Origin of the sequence: Phycicoccus sp. (assembly GCF_035325325.1) — a bacterium.
GTDB lineage: Bacteria > Actinomycetota > Actinomycetes > Actinomycetales > Dermatophilaceae > Phycicoccus.
In genome coordinates this window covers 214,250-237,721 of the sequence record NZ_DAOLAC010000001.1, presented here as the reverse complement: position 1 = coordinate 237,721, position 23,472 = coordinate 214,250, and the positions used below count along the sequence as shown (strand labels likewise).

The 23,472-nt window shown below is 74.6% G+C and carries 22 protein-coding genes; 13 read left to right on the top strand and 9 right to left on the bottom strand.

Translation table 11 applies throughout. From position 1 onward, the window contains the following. Positions 1-10: 10 nt before the first annotated feature. A complete protein-coding gene (locus PKA89_RS01115) occupies positions 11-787 on the bottom strand; it encodes a ceramidase domain-containing protein (protein ID WP_324415720.1) in 777 nt (258 codons plus the stop codon). Between the two features lie 142 nt (positions 788-929). Between PKA89_RS01115 and PKA89_RS01110 the strand changes: the two genes are divergently transcribed. After that, positions 930-1,919, top strand: a complete 990-nt coding sequence (locus PKA89_RS01110; RefSeq protein ID WP_324415718.1) for a malate dehydrogenase — start codon at positions 930-932, stop codon at positions 1,917-1,919. Positions 1,920-2,033: 114 nt separating this feature from the next. Here the strand turns inward: PKA89_RS01110 and PKA89_RS01105 are convergent, their stop codons facing one another. Beyond that, positions 2,034-3,137 carry an ionic transporter y4hA gene (locus PKA89_RS01105; RefSeq protein ID WP_324415716.1) on the bottom strand — a complete coding sequence of 368 codons (1,104 nt, stop codon included), beginning with the start codon at positions 3,135-3,137 and terminating at the stop codon, positions 2,034-2,036. 1 nt (position 3,138) lies between these two features. Continuing rightward, on the bottom strand, positions 3,139-4,032 hold the full coding sequence (locus PKA89_RS01100) for a bifunctional methylenetetrahydrofolate dehydrogenase/methenyltetrahydrofolate cyclohydrolase (protein ID WP_324415715.1): 894 nt from the start codon (positions 4,030-4,032) through the stop codon (positions 3,139-3,141). Positions 4,033-4,174: 142 nt separating this feature from the next. On the opposite strand from PKA89_RS01100, the gene PKA89_RS01095 reads away from it, so the two are divergent. Both PKA89_RS01095 and PKA89_RS01090 read left to right on the top strand, forming a co-directional pair. Beyond that, positions 4,175-4,495, top strand: a complete 321-nt coding sequence (locus tag PKA89_RS01095) for a hypothetical protein (RefSeq protein ID WP_324415714.1) — start codon at positions 4,175-4,177, stop codon at positions 4,493-4,495. Continuing rightward, positions 4,492-5,667: a DUF418 domain-containing protein gene (locus PKA89_RS01090; RefSeq protein WP_324415713.1), complete on the top strand. Its 1,176-nt coding sequence runs from the start codon at positions 4,492-4,494 to the stop codon at positions 5,665-5,667. Before PKA89_RS01095 ends, PKA89_RS01090 begins: the two co-directional genes overlap by 4 nt. On the opposite strand, the gene PKA89_RS01085 is transcribed toward PKA89_RS01090, so the two are convergent. Genes PKA89_RS01085 through PKA89_RS01075 form a run of 3 tightly spaced genes read right to left on the bottom strand, consistent with a single transcriptional unit; the run spans position 5,603 to position 9,326 of the window. Beyond that, positions 5,603-7,009 carry a DUF1116 domain-containing protein gene (locus tag PKA89_RS01085; RefSeq protein ID WP_324415711.1) on the bottom strand — a complete coding sequence of 469 codons (1,407 nt, stop codon included), beginning with the start codon at positions 7,007-7,009 and terminating at the stop codon, positions 5,603-5,605. The genes PKA89_RS01090 and PKA89_RS01085 overlap by 65 nt on opposite strands. Then, positions 7,006-8,496: an FdrA family protein gene (locus PKA89_RS01080; protein WP_324415708.1), complete on the bottom strand. Its 1,491-nt coding sequence runs from the start codon at positions 8,494-8,496 to the stop codon at positions 7,006-7,008. Before PKA89_RS01080 ends, PKA89_RS01085 begins: the two co-directional genes overlap by 4 nt. Continuing rightward, entirely contained in the window at positions 8,493-9,326 is an 834-nt protein-coding gene (locus PKA89_RS01075; RefSeq protein WP_324415706.1) for a DUF2877 domain-containing protein, read from the bottom strand. The genes PKA89_RS01080 and PKA89_RS01075 overlap by 4 nt, the downstream gene beginning before the upstream one ends. 76 nt (positions 9,327-9,402) lie before the next feature. On the opposite strand from PKA89_RS01075, the gene PKA89_RS01070 reads away from it, so the two are divergent. Continuing rightward, positions 9,403-10,731, top strand: coding sequence for a helix-turn-helix domain-containing protein (locus tag PKA89_RS01070; protein WP_324415704.1), 1,329 nt, complete (start codon positions 9,403-9,405; stop codon positions 10,729-10,731). Positions 10,732-10,846: 115 nt separating this feature from the next. Continuing rightward, the gene (locus PKA89_RS01065; protein WP_324415702.1) at positions 10,847-12,424 is read left to right on the top strand and encodes an HNH endonuclease signature motif containing protein; all 1,578 of its coding nucleotides are present in this window, start codon (positions 10,847-10,849) and stop codon (positions 12,422-12,424) included. A 35-nt stretch (positions 12,425-12,459) separates the two neighbouring features. Here the strand turns inward: PKA89_RS01065 and PKA89_RS01060 are convergent, their stop codons facing one another. Next, positions 12,460-12,831 (bottom strand): MerR family transcriptional regulator, encoded by a 372-nt coding sequence (locus PKA89_RS01060; RefSeq protein WP_324415942.1) that lies wholly within the window; start codon positions 12,829-12,831, stop codon positions 12,460-12,462. A gap of 233 nt (positions 12,832-13,064) precedes the next feature. Between PKA89_RS01060 and PKA89_RS01055 the strand changes: the two genes are divergently transcribed. Continuing rightward, entirely contained in the window at positions 13,065-14,579 is a 1,515-nt protein-coding gene (locus PKA89_RS01055) for a SulP family inorganic anion transporter (protein ID WP_324415700.1), read from the top strand. A gap of 25 nt (positions 14,580-14,604) precedes the next feature. On the opposite strand, the gene PKA89_RS01050 is transcribed toward PKA89_RS01055, so the two are convergent. Together PKA89_RS01050 and PKA89_RS01045 are read right to left on the bottom strand one after the other, a co-directional pair. Beyond that, entirely contained in the window at positions 14,605-14,994 is a 390-nt protein-coding gene (locus tag PKA89_RS01050) for a hypothetical protein (RefSeq protein WP_324415698.1), read from the bottom strand. Continuing rightward, positions 14,991-15,527 (bottom strand): 2'-5' RNA ligase family protein, encoded by a 537-nt coding sequence (locus PKA89_RS01045; RefSeq protein ID WP_324415696.1) that lies wholly within the window; start codon positions 15,525-15,527, stop codon positions 14,991-14,993. Before PKA89_RS01045 ends, PKA89_RS01050 begins: the two co-directional genes overlap by 4 nt. A 70-nt stretch (positions 15,528-15,597) precedes the next feature. Between PKA89_RS01045 and PKA89_RS01040 the strand changes: the two genes are divergently transcribed. The 7 genes from PKA89_RS01040 to PKA89_RS01010 all read left to right on the top strand — a co-directional run bounded on the left by PKA89_RS01040 (position 15,598) and on the right by PKA89_RS01010 (position 23,461). Continuing rightward, the gene (locus PKA89_RS01040) at positions 15,598-16,350 is read left to right on the top strand and encodes an SDR family oxidoreductase (protein WP_324415694.1); all 753 of its coding nucleotides are present in this window, start codon (positions 15,598-15,600) and stop codon (positions 16,348-16,350) included. Between the two features lie 159 nt (positions 16,351-16,509). Next, on the top strand, positions 16,510-18,009 hold the full coding sequence (locus PKA89_RS01035) for a solute carrier family 23 protein (protein ID WP_324415692.1): 1,500 nt from the start codon (positions 16,510-16,512) through the stop codon (positions 18,007-18,009). Between the two features lie 113 nt (positions 18,010-18,122). Beyond that, on the top strand, positions 18,123-18,995 hold the full coding sequence (locus tag PKA89_RS01030) for an FAD binding domain-containing protein (RefSeq protein WP_324415690.1): 873 nt from the start codon (positions 18,123-18,125) through the stop codon (positions 18,993-18,995). Next, positions 18,992-19,504: a (2Fe-2S)-binding protein gene (locus PKA89_RS01025; RefSeq protein ID WP_324415688.1), complete on the top strand. Its 513-nt coding sequence runs from the start codon at positions 18,992-18,994 to the stop codon at positions 19,502-19,504. The genes PKA89_RS01030 and PKA89_RS01025 overlap by 4 nt, the downstream gene beginning before the upstream one ends. Then, positions 19,501-21,900, top strand: coding sequence for an aerobic carbon-monoxide dehydrogenase large subunit (gene cutA, locus PKA89_RS01020; RefSeq protein WP_324415685.1), 2,400 nt, complete (start codon positions 19,501-19,503; stop codon positions 21,898-21,900). The genes PKA89_RS01025 and cutA overlap by 4 nt, the downstream gene beginning before the upstream one ends. Continuing rightward, positions 21,897-22,562 carry a carbon monoxide dehydrogenase subunit G gene (locus PKA89_RS01015; RefSeq protein WP_324415683.1) on the top strand — a complete coding sequence of 222 codons (666 nt, stop codon included), beginning with the start codon at positions 21,897-21,899 and terminating at the stop codon, positions 22,560-22,562. Before cutA ends, PKA89_RS01015 begins: the two co-directional genes overlap by 4 nt. After that, positions 22,562-23,461 carry a carbon-nitrogen hydrolase family protein gene (locus PKA89_RS01010; protein ID WP_324415681.1) on the top strand — a complete coding sequence of 300 codons (900 nt, stop codon included), beginning with the start codon at positions 22,562-22,564 and terminating at the stop codon, positions 23,459-23,461. The genes PKA89_RS01015 and PKA89_RS01010 overlap by 1 nt, the downstream gene beginning before the upstream one ends. Positions 23,462-23,472 lie beyond the last annotated feature (11 nt).

The following is a 23,472-nucleotide window of genomic DNA, read 5'->3' as shown; positions in this document are numbered from 1 at the left end:
GGGCTCGGGCTCAGGCAGGGCGCCGCTCGCCGGCGTAGTAGCGGAACAGCAGGTACGCCGCGACGGCGTCGAGGACGTGCCACGCCGCGTGCTGCTGCAGCAGTGAGTGGGGCCGGCACCACGCGTGCCCGGTCATCCCCGTGGTCCAGATGGCGAAGGCCAGCCCGAGGACCCCGACCGACGCCAGGCCGAACCGCAGGGCCTGGTGAGGGTCGGCGCTCCGGCGCCCGCGGACGACGAGGACCGCCTCGAGCGCGACGGCGCCGAGGAGCTCCGCCGCGAACGCCGCGTTGCCGCCGTGGCCGAGCAGCGGCACGTGCCCCCCGCGGAAGTGCGCCGCCATCCCGAGGGCGACGGCCACCGCGAAGACGAGCCACAGGACGCTCGGCCCGCGGCGGGTGACCCGCATCGCCGCGTAGCCGAGCGCGAAGCCGGACAGCAGGAACATGCTCAGCAGGTCGAGGTGGCCGCCGACGTCACTCTGGGTCGCGTGCATCGCCATGCTGCCCGGGCCGAGGAGGACCACGAGCACCGCGTACGCCGTGGCGAGCGAGGGGTGCGCGCCGAGCGTCAGGCCGAGCCGCAGCGGACGGGTCGCGTGGACGGCGACGAGGAGGCCGAGCACGACGAAGCCGAGGTTGCTCCACGTGTTGGCCGGCTGCCGGACCCATCCGGGCCGGGCCGCCTCGCAGAATCCGTCGCCGCGGCCGACGTCCGGCCCGAGCCATCCCCACCGGGCGGCGGCGAGCACGAGGGCCAGTGAGAGCACGGCCGTGACGGCGGTCACGACCACCGGTCGCACGGTGCGCCCGTCCGGCGCCGGGGACGACATGTGACCAGCCCAGCACATCGGCCGCCTGCCACGCCACGGTGCGCCGCTGATAGCGTCGAACCGACATAGAGACTCGCTCGTCCGAAGGGGTACATCCGTGAGCACCACGCCCGTCAAGGTGGCCGTCACCGGCGCCGCCGGCCAGATCGGCTACAGCCTCCTGTTCCGCATCGCGAGCGGCGCGCTGCTCGGCCCGGACACCCCCGTCGAGCTCCGGCTCCTCGAGATCACCCCCGCGCTCAAGGCGCTCGAGGGCGTCGTCATGGAGCTCGACGACTGCGCCTTCCCGACCCTCGCCGGTGTCGAGATCGGCGACGACGCCACCAAGGTCTTCGACGGCGTCAACCACGCCCTCCTCGTCGGCGCCCGCCCGCGCGGCCCCGGGATGGAGCGCGGCGACCTGCTCGAGGCGAACGGCGGCATCTTCGCGCCGCAGGGCAAGGCCCTCAACGAGGTCGCGGCGTCCGACATCCGCGTCACCGTCACCGGCAACCCGGCCAACACCAACGCCCTCATCGCGATGTCGAACGCCCCCGACATCCCCACCGAGCGCTTCTCGGCCCTGACCCGGCTCGACCACAACCGCGCCATCTCGCAGCTGGCCGCGAAGCTCGGCGTGCCGGTCTCCGAGGTCCGGAAGATGACGATCTGGGGCAACCACTCGGCCACCCAGTACCCCGACCTGTTCCACGCCGAGGTCGGTGGCCGCAACGCCGCCGAGGCCGTCGGCGACCAGGACTGGCTCGAGAACACCTTCATCCCCACCGTCGCCAAGCGCGGCGCGGCGATCATCGAGGCGCGCGGTGCGTCGTCGGCGGCGTCCGCGGCGTCGGCGACCATCGACCACGCCCGTACCTGGGTCGAGGGCACCCCCGACGGCGACTGGGTGTCGATGTCGGTGCGCTCCGACGGCTCCTACGGCGTCGAGGAGGGGCTGATCAGCTCCTTCCCGGTGACTGTGAAGGACGGTCGCTGGGAGGTCGTCCAGGGCCTCGACATCGACGACTTCTCGCGCGGGAAGATCGACGCGTCGGTCGCCGAGCTCGCGTCCGAGCGCGACGCCGTCAAGGCCCTCGGCCTCGTCTGAGCCTCACCCCCTCGCCGGGCCCGCATCCCGTCGAGAGGACAGAACACGCCGTGTGACCTCCGGGTCGCACGGCGTGTTCTGTCCTCTCGACGGCTTCTGCGTGTCGGGGGCCGGCTACGGGGACATCGACAGGAACAGGAAGGCCGCGAGCAGCACGAGGTGCACGGTCCCCTGCAGCCGCGTCGCCCGCCCCGGCACGACGGTGAGCACCGCGACGACCATCGTGATCGCCAGCAGCACGATCTGGGTCGCGCCGAGGCCGAGGTGCAGCGGCGTCGGCACCCAGATCGAGGCCACCGCGAGCGTCGGGATGGTGAGCCCGATCGAGGCCATCGACGAGCCGAGCGCGAGGTTGAGCGAGACCTGGATGCGCCCGCGCCGCGCCGCGTTGGCCGCCGCGAGCGTCTCCGGCAGCAGGACGAGCAGGGCGATGACGACGCCGACGAACGACACCGGCAGCCCGGCCGCCAGCACCGCCGACTCGATGGCCGGCGACTCGATCTTGGCCAGCCCGACGACGGCCACGAGCGAGAGCAGCAGGAGGGCGAGCGAGGTCGCCGCCTCCCGGTTCGTCGGCGGGTCCGCGTGGTCGTCGGCGTCGAGCGGGTCGCCGCGGTCGGAAACCGGCAGGAAGAAGTCGCGGTGGCGCACGGTCTGGGTGACGACGAACGCCGCGTAGAGGACCACCGAGGCCACCGCGGCGAAGGCCAGCTGCCCGCCGGTGAACTCGGGGCCGGGCTGCCCGGTCGTGACGCTCGGGAGGACGAGGCAGGTCGTGGCCAGGGCGGCGACCGTGGCCAGCGCGCCACCGGTGCCCTCGGCGTTGAAGTTCGCGAAGCCGAAGCGCCGGGCGCCGAGGAACAGCGAGAGCCCCATGATCCCGTTGACGGTGATCATCACGGCGGCGAAGACGGTGTCGCGGGCCAGGGTCGCCGCGTCGTCGCCGCCGCTGAGCATGAGCGTGACGATGAGCGAGACCTCGATGACGGTGACCGCGACGGCGAGGACGAGCGAGCCGAACGGCTCCCCGACCCGGTGCGCGACGACCTCCGCGTGGTGGACCGCCGCCAGCACCGCCGCGGCGAGCAGCAGCGCCACGACGACGACGAGGACCGGGCCGATGTCGCGCCCCCAGGTGAGGGCGAGGGCGACGAGGCCGACGATCGGCGCGACCGTCCAGGTACGAGCGAGGACGGGGTGCGTGCCGGCCGCGGCCACGTCAGCCGGCCCCGTGGGCCGCGTCCGCGGCTCGCCCGGCCGCGCGCTCGGCGGCCTCGACGACGTTCGAGAGCAGCATGGCGCGCGTCATCGGCCCGACCCCGCCGGGGTTGGGGCTGACGAACCCCGCGACGTCCCACACGTCGTCGGCGACGTCGCCGGCGACCCGGCCCTTGCCGGTCTCCTCGTCGACGACCCGCGAGACGCCCACGTCGAGCACCGCGGCGCCGGGCTTGACCATGTCGGCGCTGATGATGCCGGGCGCCCCGGCCGCGGCGATGACGATGTCCGCCTGGTGCACCTCGGCCACGAGGTCGCGGGTGCCCGTGTGGCAGAGGGTGACCGTGGCGTTCTCGGAGCGCCGCGTGAGGATGAGCCCGAGCGGGCGGCCGACCGTGAGGCCGCGCCCGACGACGACGACCTTGGCTCCGGCGATCGGCACGTCGTAGCGGCGCAGCAGCTCGATGCATCCGACCGGGGTGCACGGCAGCGGCGCCGGCTCCCCGAGGACGAGCCAGCCGAGGTTCATCGGGTGCAGGCCGTCGACATCCTTGGCCGGGTCGACCGCGGACAGGATGGCGTTCTCGTCGAGCCCGGTCGGCTGCTGGACGATGAAGCCCGTGCAGTCCGGGTCGTCGTTGAGCTCGTGGACGACGCCGAGGACGTCCTCGAGCGAGGAGCCGGCCGGCAGGTCGCGGCGCATCGAGCGGATGCCGATCTCGGCGCAGTCGCGGTGCTTGGCCCCGACGTACCACTGGCTGCCGGGGTCGTCGCCGACGAGGACGGTGCCGAGCCCCGGCACGACCCCCCGTTCGGCGAGCGCGGCCACGCGGGCGCGCAGCTCGTCCTTGATCGTCGCGAGGATGGCCTTGCCGTCGAGCGTCGTGGCGGTCACGGGCTCATCCTCGCACCCGCCCCGGCCCGCGCGCCGCCACCGGTCCACGAGCCGCCGGACCGGATCGACCGCCGCGTCGCGTCGTGGCGCTGGAGTGACTAGCGTGGTGCGTGTGGCGAGGTATGCGGTGAACGAGGCGGGGGTGGCCCACGTGCGGGCCCTCATCGACGCCCGGCAGTACGTGCTCGACAGCGACTGGGGCGAGGTCCAGCCGGACGCCGCCGCCGAGAACGCCTACCTCGAGAAGCACTCGTGGGAGGAGTACGGGGCCTGGCACCTCGGGCTCACCGAGGGCCCGGGCGACGAGACCAAGGCCCGCTACGCGTTCGTCGCCGGCGACTTCCGCCGCGTGCACCGCAGCGCCCTCATCGCCTGCGTCTACCGCGCCTCGGAGTGGCGCCACAAGGACGTCGAGCTCGCCGCGCACGACCTCCTCCAGCACCTCGACGCGACGAGCGGGTGAGCGCGGGAGTCGTCGCCCGCCGCTCCGGGCGCCACCGCACCCGGGGCCGCGTCCGCGTGCCGGAGCGCGTCGCCCCGGGCGCCACCGGTCCCCGGCTCGCCGGGCTCGACCTCGCCCGCGGGCTCGCCGTCCTCTCGATGCTCGTCGCCCACCTCGCCCCGGTCGGTGGCGTGCTCGACGTCAGCGAGTACCTCACGGCACCGCTCTTCGCCCTCGTCATCGGGGCCGGGACGGGTCTCGCGCTCGCCCGGCCCGGTGTGGAGGCCGGCCGCTTCCTCCTCGACTCGCTGCTGCGCGGGCTGCTCCTCGTGGCGCTCGGGGTGCTGCTCCAGGCGACCTACGACCAGGTCGACGTCGTCCTGCCCTACCTCGGGGTGCTCGTCGTGGTCCTCGGTCCGCTGGCCCTCGCGCTGCGCCGGCTCCCGCTGCTCGTGGTGGGCGTCGCGGCCGGGCTGGCGGTCGTCGGGCCGCTCGTCACCGAACGGGCCCGCGACGCCCTGGGGCCGGGGTCGGGGACGGTCGTCCGCGACCTCGTGCTCTGGCTCGCGGCCGGCCCGAGCTACCGCCTCGTCTCGTTCCTGCCGATGGCCCTGGGGGGCCTGGTGCTCGCCCTCGTCCTGCCCCACCTCGCCAGATGGCGGACGGCGGCCCCGGTCTCCGCGGTGCTGCTCGCGGCCGCGACCGTCGTGCACGCGCTCGGCGTGGCGAGCCCGGACGGGGCGGCCGCGTACTCGGGGACGACGGCGGAGGTGGTGGCGGCGACCTTCCTCGCGGCGGCGGTCGTCGTCGCGTCGTGCGCGGTCGTCGACCTGTTCGCCGGGCGGTCGCGGCCGAATGCCGTCCTCGCGCCGGTGCTCGCGGTCGGCCGGCTGGCCCTCACCGCCTACACCGTGCAGGTCCTCCTGCTCGCCCTCGTGGCGGTGTTCCGGCCCGGCGAGCGCGACGACTCGTGGCTCGTCCTCGCGCTCACGGCCGTGGTCGTCGTCGGCGCCTGCTGGCTGCTCGACCGCACCTGGGGCACCGGCCCGCTCGAGATCCTCGTCCGACTGGCCCGGGTGCCGGAGGACTGGCGCTCCGGCGCCGGCCTGCGCGACGCGGTCGGGTCGCTCAGCGCGGCACGGCGTCGGCGAGGGCCGCCACCGCCGCCACGAAGCACTCCTCCGGAGGGGTGACCAGCCCGGCGCCGACCTGCCCGGTGCCGGCGACCCGCCCGGCCATCCCGGTGTTGATCTGGGGCAGCTCGCCGGTGCGGACGACCTTGGTCACGTCGATACCGACCGGCGTCCCGCGGAACCCGAGGATCGGCACCTGGTAGACGGGGTGCTCGTCGACGGTCACCTCGTACATCCGCCGGGTCGCGGCGAGCGCGAACGGCACGTCGCCGCCGACGAACCGGACGATGGCCGGGGCGGCGGCCATCGCGAACCCGCCGATGCCACCGGTCTCGGTGATCGCCGAGTCGCCGATGTCGGGGTTCGCGTCCTCCGGTCCGTAGTCGCCGAGGAAGAGGCCCTGCGGGGTGTTGGCCGGGCCGGTGAACCACCCGTCGCCGGTGCCGGAGACGCGGATGCCGAAGTCCGTGCCGTTGCGGGCCATCGTCGTGACGACGGTCGAGCCCGGGATGCCCTCCGCGGCCCGGGTGGCCAGCTTGCAGGCGGGCATCCCGAGGTTGAGGAAGAAGTGCTCGTTGGCGCCGGAGAAGCGCACCGCCTCCGCGACGTCGGTGCTCGACGCGTCGGCCGTGATCATCCCGGGCAGCAGCTCGCGCAACAGCATGAGCGACCCGGCCCGGTTGCGGTTGTGCCCCTCGTCGCCCATCTGGAGCATCTGGGCGATGATCGCGCGGACGTCGACCGGGCCGGTGCTGCGGACGGCCTGCCGGAGGATCGGACCCAGGACGTCGCCCATCCAGCGGAGGCGCTCGATCACCTCGGCGCCGTACGCGCCGTAGCGCAGCACCTTGCCGAGGCCCTCGTTCAGGGAGCACCACGAGGTGTTGTCGTGCACCTCGTCGCGCAGGACGTACATCCACATCGACGGGCTGACGACACCGGCCATCGGGCCGACGGCGCCACGGTGGTGGCAGGGTTCGAGCTCGAACTCTGCTGCGGCAAGGCGCTGCTCGGCCTCCTCCGGTGAGTCGGCCAGGCCCTCGAGGAGGACCGCGCCGATGAGGGCGCCGCGCATCGGGCCGGACGCGCGCTCCCACTCCAGGGGCGGGCCGGCGTGGAGGAAGGTGCCGCGCTCGAGTCCGAGCGACTCGGACGCCGGTGCCACGTCGACGAGGGTCGCCTCGGCGGCGGTCATCCGGGCGAGGGCGGTGGCGTTGGCCTCCTCACGACGTGGGTCGGCCATCACCCGGGCCAGGGCGGCCTCGGTGCCGGGCAGCGGCGGGTGCCAGCCGGCGTCGGTGACGGCGACGGCCTGGTCGCGCAGCGCGTCGGCGAAGAGGGCGACGCCCGAGGTGGCGACGACCGGGTCGGCGCCGAGCAGGCCGCGGAGCGGAGCGGTCATCGGGTTCCTCCGAGCAGGGCGACGGCGTGCCGGGCGGCCGCCGCGTTGGACAGGAAGACGGACGCGCCGGCCGCGGCGAGCACGTCGGCGCACCGGGCCCGGCCCTGCGGGTCGGCGTCGGTCCCGGTGAGGGAGACGACGACCGGTAGCGCCCGGCCGTCGGCGTGCGCGGTGTCGCGGGCGTGGCGCACGGCGTCGGCGAGCTCGCCCGCGGGGTCGGGATGGGCGCCGTGCCCGAGGACGAGGTCGAGGAGCAGGACGCCGCAGGTCGGGTCCGCGGCCTCGGCGGCGATGCGTTCCATCCGCAGGGTCGGGTCGATCATCGGGTGCGCGCGGCCGCGGGTCAGCTCGTCGGCGCCGAAGTCGACGACGACGTGGCCGGGGTCGGTCGTCGTCGCGCCGAGGGCGGGCTCGTGGCCGAGGTTGGAGGCGATCGGGCCGAGCGCGTCGGTGGCGACGAGGAGCGCCTCCTCGGCGAGCGTCCCACCGCAGAAGAGACCACGCAGCGACGGGCCGGTGGTGAGGGTCGCGTCCTCCGGGTCGGCCTGTGTCGCAGGCCAGTCGGGCACGGCGACGCCCTCGGCCTGCAGGGCGGCCTCGGTCGCGGCGGTGAGGTCCGGGCGGCCGGCTCCGAGGGTCGCCCAGTGCACGCGCAGGCCGAGGTCGGCGGCCTCGGCCCGGATCGAGTCGAGCACCCCGTCGTCCGGTGGCTTGGAGACGACGAGCACCCACTCGGTCGAGGCGTCCTCCGCGAGGGCGCGCAGGGCCTGCCGGGTGGCGCGTCCGCCGACGGCGGCCTTGAGGTCGCGGCCCCCGACGCCGAGGCAGTGGCTGACGCCGACGCCCGCGGCGTCGAGGAGGCACATCGCCTGCTGTGCACCGGTGCCCGAGGCGGCGACGATGCCGACCGGCCCGGGACGGACGACGTTGGCGAACCCGAGAGCGACGCCTCCGACCAGCGCCGTGCCGCAGTCGGGGCCCATGACGAGCACGTCGGCGGCCGCCGCGGCGTCCTTGAGGGCGACCTCGTCCTCGACGGACACGTTGTCGGAGAACAGCATCACCGAGGCGCCGGCGGCAATGGCGTCGTAGGTCTCGGTCACGGCGTGCGCACCCGGCACCGAGACGAGGGCCAGGTTCGCCCCGCTGCGGCGCACCGCCGAGCCGAGGGTGGCCGGCGGTACCTCGTCGGCGCTGCCGGTGTCGGACGAGGACGCAGTGAGCGCGCGGAGGGCGTCCTCGACAGCGGCCAGCCCGGCGGCCACGGCGTCCTCGTCGTCGACGCGCAGGGCGACGACGAGGTCGTTGGGGCCCGCGCCCTCGGGCACGTCGAAGCCCATCTGGCGCAGCACGTCGACGTTGAGCTCGGTGGCCATCGCGACCTGGGCCGCCTGCACCCCCGGAGACCCGGCGACGGCCCGCGACACCTGCATGAGGCTCACCGAGTCGTGGTACGCCCCGCGACGGAGCTCGACGTGGACGGTCATGCGGCGATCCTTCCGGAAGGGTGCAGGACGGCGAGGGCGGCGACGACGCCGGTGACGAGGTCGCGGCCCGAGGTGTGCCCGACGGCGAGCGCCGCGGGCAGGGCGGTCGTGAGGGCGTCCGCGTCGTCCGCCGCGACGGCCGCGACGAGGGCGACCGCCTCGGGGGCCGCCCAGCCGTCGAGCGCGGCCTCGAGCAGCGCGGCGGAGACGGAGGTCGTGGCGTGCAGCCGGGCGCGGACGGCTCTCGCGAGGGGGGTGGCCAGGGTGGCCTCGTCCGCGGCGAGGGCCCGCCGGAGCAGGAGCGCCCCGGCGAGGGCGTCGTCGCCGCTCGGGGTGAGGCCCGGCCCGCGGCCGACGAGAGAGCGCACCGCGGGACCGGGGTCGGGGGTGGTGAGCGCGGCGCGGACGCCGTCGGCCAGCCAGGAGGGGGAGGCGGCGGTGGCCGCGACGAGCGCCCGGTGGACGCCGGCCGAGCGGTGACCCCGCGGCGCCGGGGCCGCACCGACCCGGGCCGGGCGCCAGGTGCGGGCACCCCGGACGACGACGCCCGGCAGGACGACCTCGCCGTCGCCGACGGTCACCGGGTCGCCGGGTCGCAGGTCGGAGAGGTCGAGCGGGCCGGCCACCCGCAGTGCGCCGGGGAGCGCGACGGCTCCGTGGCCCAGCACCGGGAGCACCCGGCCGGGTGCGCCGAGGTACGCGCCGACCCGCGAGCCGGCGAGCACCGCGCAGCGTCGCGGCCGGCCGTGGACGAGGTCGGCGGTGAGCGGCGAGACCGCCCCCGGGAGCACGCGTGGCCCGGTCGGGCGGGTGCGGTCCGGCGAGGGCATACGGAGACGCTAGTGACGCCGTTACAGTGTCCGGATGGTCAGAGTTGCCAACGATGGCGCCGATCGCGCACAGACCTTGCCAGCCGGCGCGCCGGCCGATGCGCCGGGCGCGTCACGCGACCACGCCGCCCTGGCCGCCCTCGTCGAGCACCAGCAGGCGCTGCTCGCGCGCGAGGACGAGGTGCACCGCGTGCTCGTCCGGGTCGTGCTCGACGGCGGCGGGCTGCCCGAGGTGGCGGCCGCGGTCGCCGGCTTCTTCGGCGGCGCGGCCACGGTGACGACCACCGACGGTCGGCTGCTCGCGAGCGCCGGTTCGCTCGAGGGCACCGACTCCGTCACCGACCTGCCGTGCTTCGACCGCACCGGCCGGCTCCTCGTCGAGGACGAGCCGGTCGGCTCGCGCAACCCGTCGGGGAGCGCGGACCCCGCACGCGCGTTCGTCCGCATCGTCGCCGGGTCCTCCGACCTCGGGATGCTCGGCGCCTTCTCCCCCGGGCCGCCACTCAGCCCCACCGACGTGCACATGCTCGAGCGCGCGGCGACCGTCGCGGCCCTGGCCATCACCAAGGAGCAGGCCGTCGCGGCGGTCGAGGGCAAGTACCGCGCCGAGTTCCTCCGCGACGCGCTGGCCGGGCGCGCCGGCGACCCCGCCGACACGGCGTCGCACGCCGCGTCCCTCGGCTGGGACATCGACCGGCCGCTCGTCGTCGTGGCCGCCGAGACCGACGAGAACGACGCCGAGTCGACCCGCAGCGCCGAGGAGGTGCGCGGGCTCCAGGACCGCTTCGTCCGCGCGTGGACGCAGGCCGTCCGCTCGCGCGACACCTCGGTGGCGGTCGCCGGCTTCAGTCAGGAGGTCGTCGTCCTGCTGCCGGTCGACGCGGAGGCCGATGCCGAGGCCGTGCTGCGGCCGGTCGGCGAGCTGGTGCGCGTGGTCCGCGGGGACGGCGGCGGCGGCCGGCGCACCTTCTCGACCGGCGTCTCGCGGCTCGTCACGAGTCCCGCCGACCTGCCGCGGGCGTACGAGGAGGCGCTGACCGCCGTGCACGTCGGCCGGCAGGTCAACGGCGACTCCGGTGTCGCACACTTCGACCGGCTCGGCATCTACCGCCTGCTCGCCCTCGTCCCCGAGTCCGCCGACCTGCGTCGCTTCGTCACCGAGAGCCTGCGCGAGCTGGCCACCGACGACGTGCCCGAGAACGCCGACCTGCGCAACACGCTGTCGGTGCTCATCGACACCAACCTCAACGTCGCCGAGACCGCCCGCCGGCTGTTCTTCCACTACAACACGCTGCGCTACCGGATCGCCAAGCTGGAGCGGATGCTCGGCCCGTTCACGACCGACCCGCAGCTGCGGCTGACCCTCGCCCTGGCCCTCCGGGTGCACCGGATGAAGGGTCTCTGACTCGCTGCGATAATTGTTCCGATCTCCTTCCACCGCAACGCGATTGGGCGACGGATGTGCTTGCTCTTCGAACGGGTGTCCGGTAGGATGGCGGCATCGAGGGGAGGGGGAGCCGATGGCCACGACGCAGCACCTGGTGGCGGCCACGCGCGCGGCGCGATCGTTCCTCGGCGGGGCCGCCCCCGACGCTCTGCTCGCCGGCTCCGTCGAGGACCACGCCGCCCTCGTCGGTGAGCTCCAGGCCCTCGTCAACCTCGCGACCGCGGTGCAGGACACCGCCATCGCGTCGCTCGCCGCCCTCGAGACCGAGCTCGCCGAGGACGGCACGCTCGTCGAGACGCGCCGGGTGCCCGGTCACGTCTCCCTCGACGCGCCCCCGGTCGTCTCCGGCGTGCTGTGCCTCTCCGCGGCGCACGCGGAGCGTCGGGTCCGTGACGCCGTCCGGCGCGCCGCCGACGGGCCGGAGGGCGCGGACACCCGGACCGGCCTCGGCGGACTCCACACGGCGATGGCCGCGGGCCGCCTCGACGCCGTCCGGGCCGGGGTCGTGGCCTTCGAGCTGGAGGGGGTGCCCCCCGAGGTCGCGGCCACCGTGGTCACCACGATCGACGACCACCTCGAGCACGACACCGCGACATCGCTGCGACGACGGGTCCGCCGGGTCCTCGCCCGCATCTCCCCGGACCTGCTGCGGCAGCGGGCCGTCCGCGCCCGCTTCGAGTCCTCGCTGCAACGCTGGGTCGACGAGCCCGGGGTCGACACCTGGCACGGCACCTTCCCGTCCGAGGAGGCCTGCGCGGCGTGGGCCGCCATCGACGCCCTCGCACAGCAGTACGTCGCCGACGAGGTGTGCGACCGCATCGACCGGGCCCGTGCCAAGGCGCTCACCGACCTCGTGACGCAGCAGGCGAGCATCGAGGTCCGCGTCGTCGTCGCCACCCCGGTCGGCTCGTCGGCGGCCGCCGCGCCGGCCGGGCCCCCGTCCCCCGCCGCGGGTGCCCCCACCGACCTCGTCGAGGTCGCCGGCTTGCGTCCGGGCGACCCGGTCCTCGTCGAGCGGGGCTGGCTGGAGCGGGCCGTCGAGCGGACCGCGCGCCTCTGCGAGGGTCCGGAGCTCCTCCGGTGCGACCCGGCCAGCGGCGCCCCCGTCGACCCGGACGGCGCCCTGACCACCACCGCCTACCGACCCGGAGCCCGCCTCGTCGCGTTCGTCCGGCAGCGCGACCAGCACTGCCGCTTCCCCGGCTGCCACGTCGCCGCCCGGTTCTGCGACCTCGACCACGTCGTCCCCTTCCCCGCCGGCCCCACCAGCGCGACGAACCTCGTCTGCCTCTGCCGCCGGCACCACCGCACCAAGCAGCGCCCCGGCTGGCGAGCCGTCCTCCATCCCGACGCCTCGACGACCTGGACCGACCCCACCGGCCGCGTCCGCACGACGCATCCCCCCGACCGGCTCCGCCTCGCCGTGCTGCCCGACACCGGGACCGACGCCGACCCGCCACCCCGCGGCCGGCCGGTGCTCGTCCTGCCCGACGGCCCCCACTCGGTCCTCGAGCACCAGCTCGAGCACCGGACCGCCGCGTCGCCCGCCTGCCGCGTCCACGTCATCCGCCCGCCGGTCGCGATGACCTACGACACCCGCCCGCACCACCGCTCCCGGCGAGCGAGGGCGACCGGCCCGCCGCCCTTCTGACCGCCCCGGGCGCCCCGAGGAGCCTCGACCGGGGCTCAGGAGAGCCGACGGCTCAGGAGGTCGATGAACTCGTCGGCCATGGCGAGCTGGCGCTCGAGCCCCTCCCGGCGCCGAGCCGCCTCGTGGAGGACGCCGTCGAGGCGCTCCCGCGCCTCCTGTCCGTGCTCGGTGGACGGCCCCTCGTCGAGGAGCAGCTCGATGTCGCGCAGGGCGACGCGCATCTGGTCGAGGGTGAAGCCCAGCGGCTTCATCCGGCGGACCAGCAGGATCCTCTCGACGTCCCCCTCGGTGTACAGGCGGAACCCGCCGTCACTCCTGCCGGAGGGCCGGAGCAGGCCGACCTCGTCCCAGTGGCGCAGGCTGCGCAGCGACAGCTCGGTCCGCGCGGCGACCTCGCCGATGTGCATGGCGCGGCCCGCCCCGGGCTCGGGCGGTTCCGCCGGGTCGTGGCTCACAGGCGCTCTCTCGTGGTGGACGTCCGGATTTCAAACCTCACGCAACGTAAGGGTACGGTGGGCGACGACGTCGCCGGCGAGGACGCCGGCCGCGCCCAGCGCGCACCCCCACCCTCTCACCCGTGCCCCCGGTGGCCGCCGTCGTCGAGCGCCGCCCCGGGACGAGCACGTCCGAACGGAGACCCGTGAGCACTGCCGTGTCCGACGAGCCCACGCCGACCCCGGAGCCGACCGTCCGGACCGCCCTGCGGTCCCCGCGGATGCTGCGCACCGAGGTCCTGGCCGGGCTCGTCGTCGCCCTCGCCCTCATCCCCGAGGCCATCTCGTTCTCGATCATCGCGGGGGTCGACCCCCGCGTCGGCCTGTTCGCCTCGTTCACCATGGCCGTGTCCATCGCGGTCCTCGGCGGACGCCCGGCGATGGTCTCCGCCGCGACCGGGGCCATCGCCCTGGTCATCGCGCCGGTGGTCCGTGAGCACGGGATGGACTACCTCATCGCCACCGTGATCCTGGGCGGCCTGCTGCAGGTCGTCCTCGGCCTGGCCGGCGTGGCCCGCCTCATGCGGTTCATCCCCCGCTCGGTGATGGTCGGCTTCGTCAACGCCCTGGCCATCCTCATCTTCCTCGCCCAGGTGCCGCACCTCGTCGACGTCCCCCTGGCCGTCTACCCGATGGTGGCCGTCGGCATCGCCGTCATCGTCGCCCTCCCGCGGGTCACCCGGGTCGTCCCGGCGCCCCTGGTCGCGATCGTCGCGCTCACCGGGTTCGCCGTCCTGGCCGCGCTGGACGTGCCGACCGTCGGTGACGAGGGCGCCCTGCCCCACAGCCTGCCGTCGCTCGTCGTCCCGCACGTGCCCCTGACCACCGACACCCTCCTCGTCATCGGCCCCTACGCCCTGGCCATGGCGCTGGTCGGCCTCCTCGAGTCGCTGCTCACCGCGAAGCTGGTCGACGACATCACCGACACGCACTCCCACAAGACCCGCGAGGCCTGGGGACAGGGCGCCTCCAACGTCATCACCGGCCTGTTCGGCGGGATGGGCGGCTGCGCCATGATCGGCCAGACGATGATCAACGTGAAGGCCTCCGGGGCGCGGACCCGCATCTCGACCTTCCTCGCCGGCGTCTTCCTCCTCGTGCTCGTCGTCGGGCTCGGCGACGTCGTCGCGGTCATCCCGATGGCCGCGCTCGTCGCCGTCATGGTCATGGTCTCCGTGGGCACCTTCGACTGGCACAGCATCCGGCCGGCCACCCTGCGCCGGATGCCGAGGTCCGAGACGCTCGTCATGGTCGCGACCGTCGTCGTGGTGGTCGCCACGCACAACCTCGCCATCGGCGTCGCCGTCGGCGTCGTCGTCGCGATGGTCATGTTCGCCCGCCGGGTCGCCCACTTCACGCGCACCCACCGCGAGCTCGTCGAGGCCACCGACGGCTCGGTCACCGCCCGCTACACCGTCACCGGTGAGCTCTTCTTCGCCTCCAGCAACGACCTGTACACCCAGTTCGACTACGCCGGTGACCCCGAGCGGGTGGTCATCGACCTGACCCACTCCCACATCTGGGACGCCTCCACCGTCGCCTCGCTGGACGCCATCACGACGAAGTACGAGCGCAAGGGCAAGACCGTCGAGATCGTCGGTCTCAACGACTCCAGCGCCGAGCGCCACGACCGCCTCACCGGTTCCCTGACGCCGCACTAGCCGGGGGTCGGCCGGTCGGAGGGCGTCAGCCGATGCCCAGGGCGGCGGCGAAGGCGTCCGGGTCGGCCACGGTGAAGGTCGCTCCCGGATGCCGGATGCGGCCGGTCGGGTCGATGGCCGGGACGGGGTCGTGGAACGCGACGCACACCCCGCGCTCGCCGTTGGTCGCGAAGGTGACGCCCCGGTCGGTGAAGGACAGGTGCGGCGGACCGGCGGTCTTGACGAAGGCGTAGCCGCCGGTCTGCTCCACGTGGGCCACGTTGTCCAGCGAGGTCTCCAGCCGCCACCACCCGAAGCGCGACCGCAGCACGCCGTCGCCCACCTCCACCCAGGCCGTCGCGGGCAGCACCCCGAAGGGCAGGCCGGCGATGCGGTAGCGGGGGTCGAACGCGAAGGTGAAGCGCTGCGTGGTCATCCCCCGACGCTACGGGGGCCCCGGCCACCGTGGGCCGGCACGAGCGGTTCGTCGAGGCGCCCGACGGAGTCCCAGTGCCGGGCGCCGACGAACGACACCTCCCCCGGCTCCGGACCCAGCACCGCCAACGCCTCGGCCACCTGCTCCCCCGTGAGCCGCCCGCCCAGCGTCACGTGCGGCACCCAGCGCCCGGGCTCCACGAGCGCGGACGACAGCGGCCCGACCGCCGCCGCGACGCCCGCCTGCAGCGCGAGCAGCTCTCGGGTGACGACGACGAGCCGGGCCAGCACGAACGGGCCGCGACCGAGGACGACCGGGGCGCCGAGCCACCCGGCCACCGGCAGCGCCGAGACCGGGTCGGCGAGCGCGTCGGCCCCCGGCCATCCCTCGCTCGTCGTCAGGGTCACGTGCGGCCGGTTGGAGGCCCCGCGGTGGTCGGCCCGGCTCGGCAGCCCGGCCCCGGCGAGGCGCGCCCACTCCGCCCGCACGCCCGCGTCGGCGGCCGGGTCGAGGAGCAGCTCGACGTGGTGCACCCCGCCATCCTCACCCTCTCGGGCCGGTCGCACGGGCCGGGATGTCGGTCGCGGCCCCTAGCGTCGAGCCATGGACCTCACCGGATGCCTCGCCGTCGTCACCGGTGCGGGAGCAGGGCTCGGCGAGGTGGTCGCCCGGGCCGCCGCCGCGCGCGGGTGCAGGGTGCTCGTCGCCGACCGGGACGGCGAGGCCGCCGAGCGCGTGGCCGCCGGCCTGCGCACGACCGGCGGCCGGGCCCGCGGCGTCGCCTGCGATGTGCTGCTCGACGACGACCTCGAACGGCTGGCCGCCGAGGCCGACGCCGAGGGCGGCGCTGCGCTGCTCGTCAACAACGCCGGCGGCTGGGGCGACGCCCCGGCGCAGTACCCCGAGGCCGACCCCGACGAGTGGTCAGCCGTGCTCGCGCTCAACCTGCGGGCCCCGATGCTCCTCCTCCAGCGCTGCCTGCCCGGCCTGCGCCGCCACGGCGGTGCGGTGGTCAACGTCGCCTCGAGCGGAGCACTCGGGCGCGCCCCGTACGGAAGCCCGCCGTACGGGGCCGCCAAGGCGGGGCTCATCCGCCTCACGACCTCCCTCGGCGGGCCGGCCACCGGCGGGGTCCGCGTCACCTGCGTCGTCCCCGGCTGGGTCGGGCTGCCACGGGCCCTCGAGGAGTGGGACGCCCTCACCGTCACGGAGCGGTCCGGCCGGCCCGCCCTCGTCCCTCCGGAGCACGTCGCGGCCACCGTCCTCGACCTCGCCGCGGACGACGCCCCCGGCGGCACCGTCGTCGAGCTCCTCGACGGCACCGGTCGTACCGTCCTCGCCCCCGCTCCGGCCTGACGTCGGCTGCGGATCCCGCGGCGCGACCTTGCCAACGGACCCGGGATCCGGCTGTCAACCATTGCCGGGGGTGTCGATGGACACGGTCACTAGGTTCCCGGTATCACAACACCTGTGAGCGGCGTCACCGACGCAGCCCCGGCGAAAGAGGTCACCCGCATGTCCCTCGGTCTCGGATGGAAGCTCAAGGGCGACGGCGCGTCGCTCGCTCCCGGTGAGGTCGTCGCCCCCGACGAACGCCTCTCGTGGGGTCGCACGGTCGGGCTCGGCGCCCAGCACGTCGTCGCGATGTTCGGCGCGACGTTCGTCTTCCCGCTGGTCATGGGCCTCAACGCCCAGCTGGCCATCATGATGAGCGGCATCGCGACGATCGCGTTCCTCCTCATCGTCTCCGGCAAGGTCCCGAGCTACCTCGGCACCTCCGCCTCGTTCGTCGGTGGGGTCGCGGCGATCCGCGCCCAGGGCGGCGACTCCGCCGAGGTCACCGGCGCCATCCTCGTCGCGGGCCTCGTCCTCGCCGCCGTCGGCGTCGCCATCCACTTCCTCGGCTCGCGCGTCCTCCACGAGGTGCTGCCCCCGGTCGTCACCGGTGCGGTCGTCATGCTCATCGGGTTCAACCTCGCCCCGGTCGTCGCCGGCATCTACTGGCCCCAGGACCAGTGGGTCGCCATCCTCACGATGCTCTTCACGATCGTCGTCGCCGTCGCGTTCAAGGGCTTCATCGGCCGCATCGCCGTCTTCCTCGCGCTGATCTTCGGCACCCTCCTCTCCTGGGGCCTCGACGAGACCGTCGGCAAGATCACCTCGGTCCTCGGCGGCGCCACGGAGGCCACGACCCACCTGCGCTGGGACACCTCCGGCATCGGCAACGCGGCGTGGTTCGGCCTGCCGCCGTCGACGACGACCGGCGCCGACGGCAAGGAGATCGTCGGCATCCACGCCCCGAGCTTCTCGGTGGCCGCGATCCTCCTCGTCCTGCCCGCCGTCATCGCCCTCATCGCCGAGAACACCGGCCACGTCAAGGCGGTCGCCGAGATGACCGGCCACAACCTCGACCCGGTCATGGGCCGCGCCATCGCCGCCGACGGCATCGGCACCGTCATCGCCACCTCGGTCGGCGGCTCCCCCACGACCACCTACGCCGAGAACATCGGCGTCATGGCGGCCACCCGCGTCTACTCCACGGCCGCCTACTGGGTCGCCGCCGTCGTCGCCATCCTCTTCGGGCTCTCGCCGAAGTTCGGCGCCCTCGTGGCCTCCGTGCCGGGCGGCGTCCTCGGCGGCATCACCGTGGTCCTCTACGGCATGATCGGCCTGCTCGGCGCGAAGATCTGGAGGGAGAACGGGGTCGACTTCGGCAACCCGATCAACCTCGTCCCGGTCGCCGCCGGCATCATCATCGGCATCGGCAACGTCGAGCTGAAGATCACCGACAACTTCTCGCTCGGTGGCATCGCGCTCGGCACCATCGTGACGATCGCCGGCTGGCACCTCGCCCGTGCCATCGCCCCCGGCGAGCTGCGCGCCGGCACCGAGGGGACGATGGTCTCGGTCGGCGACCACGTCTACGGCGACAGCGACGGTGTCGACGACCTCTACCAGGAGGGCTACCCGGGCGAGCGCGGTGCGCGCGAGCCGGGGCGCGACGCCCGCCCCTGAGCCACCGCGTGCGCCCCGCCCGGCCGCGACCCCGGGCGGGGCGCACGCATTTTCCCGACCGACGCACGGCCCGCCCCTACCGTGGGCCCGTCCCGAGAGGCAGGATCGAACAGGTGAAGCCCGCCCCCTTCGTCCACCACGCCCCACGCTCCGTCGAGGAGGCGGTGGCCGCCCTCGCCGAGGTCGGGCACGACGGCAAGGTCCTCGCCGGCGGGCAGAGCCTCATCCCGCTGCTGTCGATGCGGCTCGCCTCGCCCGGGCACCTCGTCGACATCGCCGGCGTGGCGGGGCTCGACACGGTCGAGGTCGCCGACCGGCACGTCCGGGTCGGGGCGATGGTGCGGCACGCCGGGCTCGAGCGGCACGCCGGGGCGGCCGCCGCGCTCCCCCTGCTCCGCCTCGCCCTGCACCACGTCGCCCACCCGGCGATCCGCACCCGGGGCACGACCGTGGGGTCCATCGCCCACGCCGACCCCTCCGGCGAGATGCCGGCCGTCGCCGCCCTCACCGACGCGGTCGTGGAGGCCGTCGGCCCGGGCGGAGCACGGGAGGTCGCCGCCGCCGACTTCTTCGTCGGCCCGCTGGAGACCACCCTCGCCCCCGACGAGCTCGTCGTCGCCGTGCGCTTCGGCCGGTTCACCGCCACGACCCGCACGGGCTTCGCCGAGTCGGCCCGCCGCTCCGGCGACTACGCCCTCGCCGGCGTCGCCCTCGCCGTCGACGCCGACGGCGACGAGATCACCTCGGCCCGGGCCTCGTTCGTGTCCGTCACGCCCGTCCCCGACGTCCTCGACCTCGGCCCGGCCCTCGCCGGGCGTTCCCTCCACGACCTCCCCCTCGACGCCGTCGCCGAGCTCGTGCTCGCCCACGTCGACCCCGAGTCCGACATCCACGCCCCCGCCGAGTACCGGCGGATGCTCGCCGCCGAGCTCACCCGGCGGGCCCTGACCACCCTGGCGCACGACACGACGGAAGGAGCGGCATGAGCGAGGCCGCGGCCGAGCAGCTGTTGGAGATCACCCTGCGGGTCAACGGGGTCCGCCGGAGCGCGCGGGTCCCGGCCCGCCGGCTGCTCTCGGACGCCCTGCGCCACGACCTCGGGCTCACCGGCACGCACGTCGGCTGCGAGCACGGCGTCTGCGGGGCGTGCACCGTGCTCCTCGACGGCGAGCCGGCCCGGGCCTGCCTCGTCCTCGCGGTCACCGCGCAGGCCCACGAGATCACGACGGTCGAGGGCATCGGCTCCGACCCGGCGAACCTCAGCCCGGTGCAACAGGCCTTCGCCGAGTCGCACGCCCTCCAGTGCGGCTTCTGCACACCGGGGTTCATCACGACGATCAGCGCCTTCCTCGTCGAGAACCCGCACCCCACGCCCGAGGAGGCGCGCGAGGCGATCTCCGGCAACCTCTGCCGCTGCACCGGGTACCAGAACATCGTCAAGGCCGTCGTCCGCGCCTCCGAGATCGTCGCCGAGCGCGCGGAGGAGGGCCGATGAGCACCCGCCAGGTCGGCGAGAAGGTCCAGCGCCGCGAGGACCCCCGCCTGCTCACCGGCAACGGCCGCTACGTCGACGACCTCGGACGCGGCGCGCTCCAGGCGGCCTTCGTCCGCAGCCCGCACGCCCACGCCCGGATCACCGACATCGACATCGCCGACGCCTGGGAGCTCGACGGCGTCGAGGCGGTCTACACCTGGGAGGACCTCGAGGGCCGGGTCGGCGAACCGCTGCCCGTCCTCATCCCGCACCCGGCGATGACCCACCCGCGTACCGGGTACTGCCTCGCGAAGGACGAGGTCAACCACGTCGGCGAGGCGGTCGTCATGGTCGTCGCCCGCGACCGGTACGTCGCCGAGGACGCCTGTGGCCGCATCCGGGTCTCCTACGAGACGCTGTCTCCGGTCGTCGGACTCGAGAACGCCCGCGCCGCAGCCCGTCTCGTGCACGACGACGTCCCCGGCAACGTCTCGGCCAACCTGCGCCAGGAGGTCGGCGACGTCGACACCGCGATGGCCGCGGCCCCGAACCGGCTCACCCTCGAGCTCGAGATCGAGCGCAGCGCCTGCATGCCGATGGAGGGCAAGGGCGTCTACGCCCGGTGGGACGCCGACGACGAGTCGCTGCGCCTCCACTCCTCGACGCAGACCAGCACGGGGGTGCGGGCCGCCGTCGCGGCCAAGCTCGGGATGCCGCTGGCCAAGGTCGAGGTCGTCACCCCCGACGTCGGCGGCGGCTTCGGCGTGAAGATCGTCCACCCGTGGCCCGAGGAGGTCCTCGTGCCGTGGGCGGCGCGCCGGCTCGGCCGCGACGTCAAGTGGACCGAGGACCGCCGCGAGCACTTCGTCTCCAGCGCGCACGAGCGCGGGCAGCTCCAGGAGGTCGAGGTCGGCTTCGACGACGACGGCCGGCTGCTCGCCCTCGACGTCCGCTTCTGGCACGACAACGGCGCCTACACCCCGTACGGCATCATCGTCCCGATCATCACCGCCACCCAGCTGCTCGGGCCCTACAAGCCGGGCGCCTACCGGGTCGAGTTCTGGTCCATGTACACCAACACCGTTCTCGTGACGCCCTACCGGGGGGCCGGCCGCCCGCAGGGGTGCTACGCGATGGAGCGCACCATGGACGCCATCGCCGCCCACCTCGGCCTCGACCGCACCGAGGTGCGCAGCCGCAACTTCATCCAGCCCGACGAGATGCCCTACGACCACGGCCTGATGTTCCAGGACGGCCGTCCGCTCAAGTACGACTCCGGCGACTTCCCGGCGTCCCTGGCCAAGCTCAAGGAGCTCGTCGGCTGGGACGACTTCGCCGCCTACCGCGAGCAGGCCGCGGCCGAGGGCCGCCGGGTCGGCCTCGGCATCGGCTGCTACGTCGAGGGCACCGGCGTCGGGCCCTACGAGGGTGGGCACGTGCAGGTCGAGACGAACGGCCGGGTCAACGTCGCCACCGGCCTGACCACCCAGGGTCAGGGACACCAGACGGTGCTGGCCCAGATCGTCGCGGACGAGCTCGGGGTGCGGCTCGAGGACGTCCACGTCACGACCGGCGACACCCGCCGGATGGCGTACGCGGTCGGCACCTTCGCCTCGCGCGGTGCGGTCATGTCGGGCAACGCGGTCGCGCTGGCCGCCCGGGTCGTGCGCGAGAAGGCACTGCGGATCGCCGCCGACGCCCTCGAGGTCTCGGCCGACGACCTCGAGATCGCCGACGGCGTCATCTCGGTCAAGGGTGCCCCCGGCAGCTCCATCGACCTCAAGACGGTCGCCGTGCTGTCGAACCCGTTGCGCTACGCCTTCGACACCTCGGCCCAGGCGGCCACCCAGTTCGCCGGCACCTTCGACCCCGACAAGCCGCCCGTCGCCGACGACGACGAGCCCGGCCTGGAGGGCCAGGACTTCTACTCCCCCACCCAGGCGACCTTCGCCAACGGGATGCACGCCGCGGTCGTCGAGACCGACCCGGTGACCGCCGAGATCCGCATCCTGCGCTACTGCGTCGTCCACGACTGCGGCGTCATGGTCAACCCGATGATCGTCGAGGGTCAGGTGCACGGCGGCGTCGCCCAGGGCGTCGGCGGCGCCCTCTACGAGCGGATGGTCTACGACGAGGGCGGGCAGCTGCTCAACGCCTCGTTCATGGACTTCCTCATCCCCTACGCCTCCGAGGTGCCGCACGTCGAGACCGACCACCTCGAGACGCCCTCGCCGCTCAACCCGCTCGGCCTCAAGGGCGCCGGCGAGGCGGGCACCATCCCGGTCAGCGCCGTCATCGCCTCGGCCATCGAGGACGCCGAGGGCTTCCCCATCCGCTCGATGCCGATCAGCCCCCCGGAGCTCTGGGCCCTGCGGCGCACCCACTCCCCCGACCCCGCGCAGGAAGGCACGTCATGAAGATCTCCGGAACCTCGACCCTCGAGGCGCCCGTCGACCGCGTCTGGGCCGCCATCCTCGACCCCGCCGTCCTCGCCCGCTGCATCCCCGGCTGCGAGGCGCTGCGCACGGTCGGCGAGGACCGGTACGCGATGACCGTCACCGCCGGCGTCGCGGCCATCAAGGGCACCTACACCGGCGAGGTGGCCCTCACCGACATGGCCAAGCCCTCGGCCCTCACGTTGCGTGCCAACGGGTCCGGCGCCCCCGGCACGATCGACGCCGACGTCCGCGTCACCCTCGCCCCGTCGGCGGGCGGCGGCACCGACCTCGCGTACGACGCCGACGCCACGGTCGGCGGCACCATCGGCGGGGTGGGCCAGCGGATGCTCGCCGGCGTGACGAAGAAGATGGCCGGCCAGTTCTTCAGCGCCCTCGACGCCGACATCGCCGGCGGCGGCGCGGCACCCACCGCGGCCGTCGCCCCGGCGGCCACCCCCGCCGGCGCCCCGGCCGGTGCCCCTGCCGGTGCCCCCGCGGTCGGCGAGACCTTCGTCGGCCGCGCCGCGAGCGCTCCGGCCGGCGGCACCTCGACCCGTGACCTCGTGCTCGCCGGCCTCGCCGGGGCCGCCATCGCCCTCGCCGGCGTCGCGCTCGGCGCCCGGATCGGGAGGCGTCGCTGATGCGTGCGTTCACCGTCGCCGCCGTGCAGGTCGCCCCGGTCACCGGAGCGCTGACCGCCGACTCGGTCACCGCCAACATCGACCGCTGCATCGACTGGACGCGGCGCTGCGTCGAGGCCACCGGCGCCGAGCTCGTCGTCCTCCCCGAGTCGTGCACGACCGGCTTCACCCCCGGCTGCCCGACCGAGGAGCTGTGGGAGCTGGTCTCGGAGGTCCCCGGCCCGGTGACCCGGCGCCTCGCCGACCTCGCCGCGGAGCTGGGCATCCACCTCGTCTTCGGCACCTACGAGCGCGGCGCGACCCCGGACGTCGTCTACAACGCGTCGGTGCTCGTCGACCCGCGTGGCGAGGTCGTCGGCGTCTACCGCAAGACCCACCCGTTCTGCTCCGAGGCGGTCTCCGGCGGTGGCTGGGTGACCCCCGGCGACACCGTCACCGTCGTCGACACCGAGCTCGGCCGGATCGGGATGATCGTCTGCTTCGACGGCGACTACCCCGAGCTCTCCCGCATCCAGGCCGTGCAGGGCGCCGAGGTCATCTGCCGCCCGTCCGCCCTGCTGCGCAGCGCCGACCTCTGGGAGCTCACCTCCCGGGCGCGCGCCTACGACAACCACGTGTTCGTCGTCGGCGCCAACGCCACCGGCACCGACGCCGCCGGGGTGCACTACTTCGGCAACAGCCACGTCGTCACCCCGATCGGGCACATCGTCGCCAAGGCCGCCTCCCACGAGGGGTGGGTCTCCGCACGCCTCGACCCGGCCGAGGCCCTGGCGTCGCTGACCCCCGGCTCGAACGTCGGGCAGGGGTTCGACCACCTGCGCGACCGCAACCTCGACCTCATCCGGAACCACCGCGAGGAGCTCGAGGCCCCCGCCAAGTCCTCCTTCCCGCACGCCTGAGCCATCCCCTC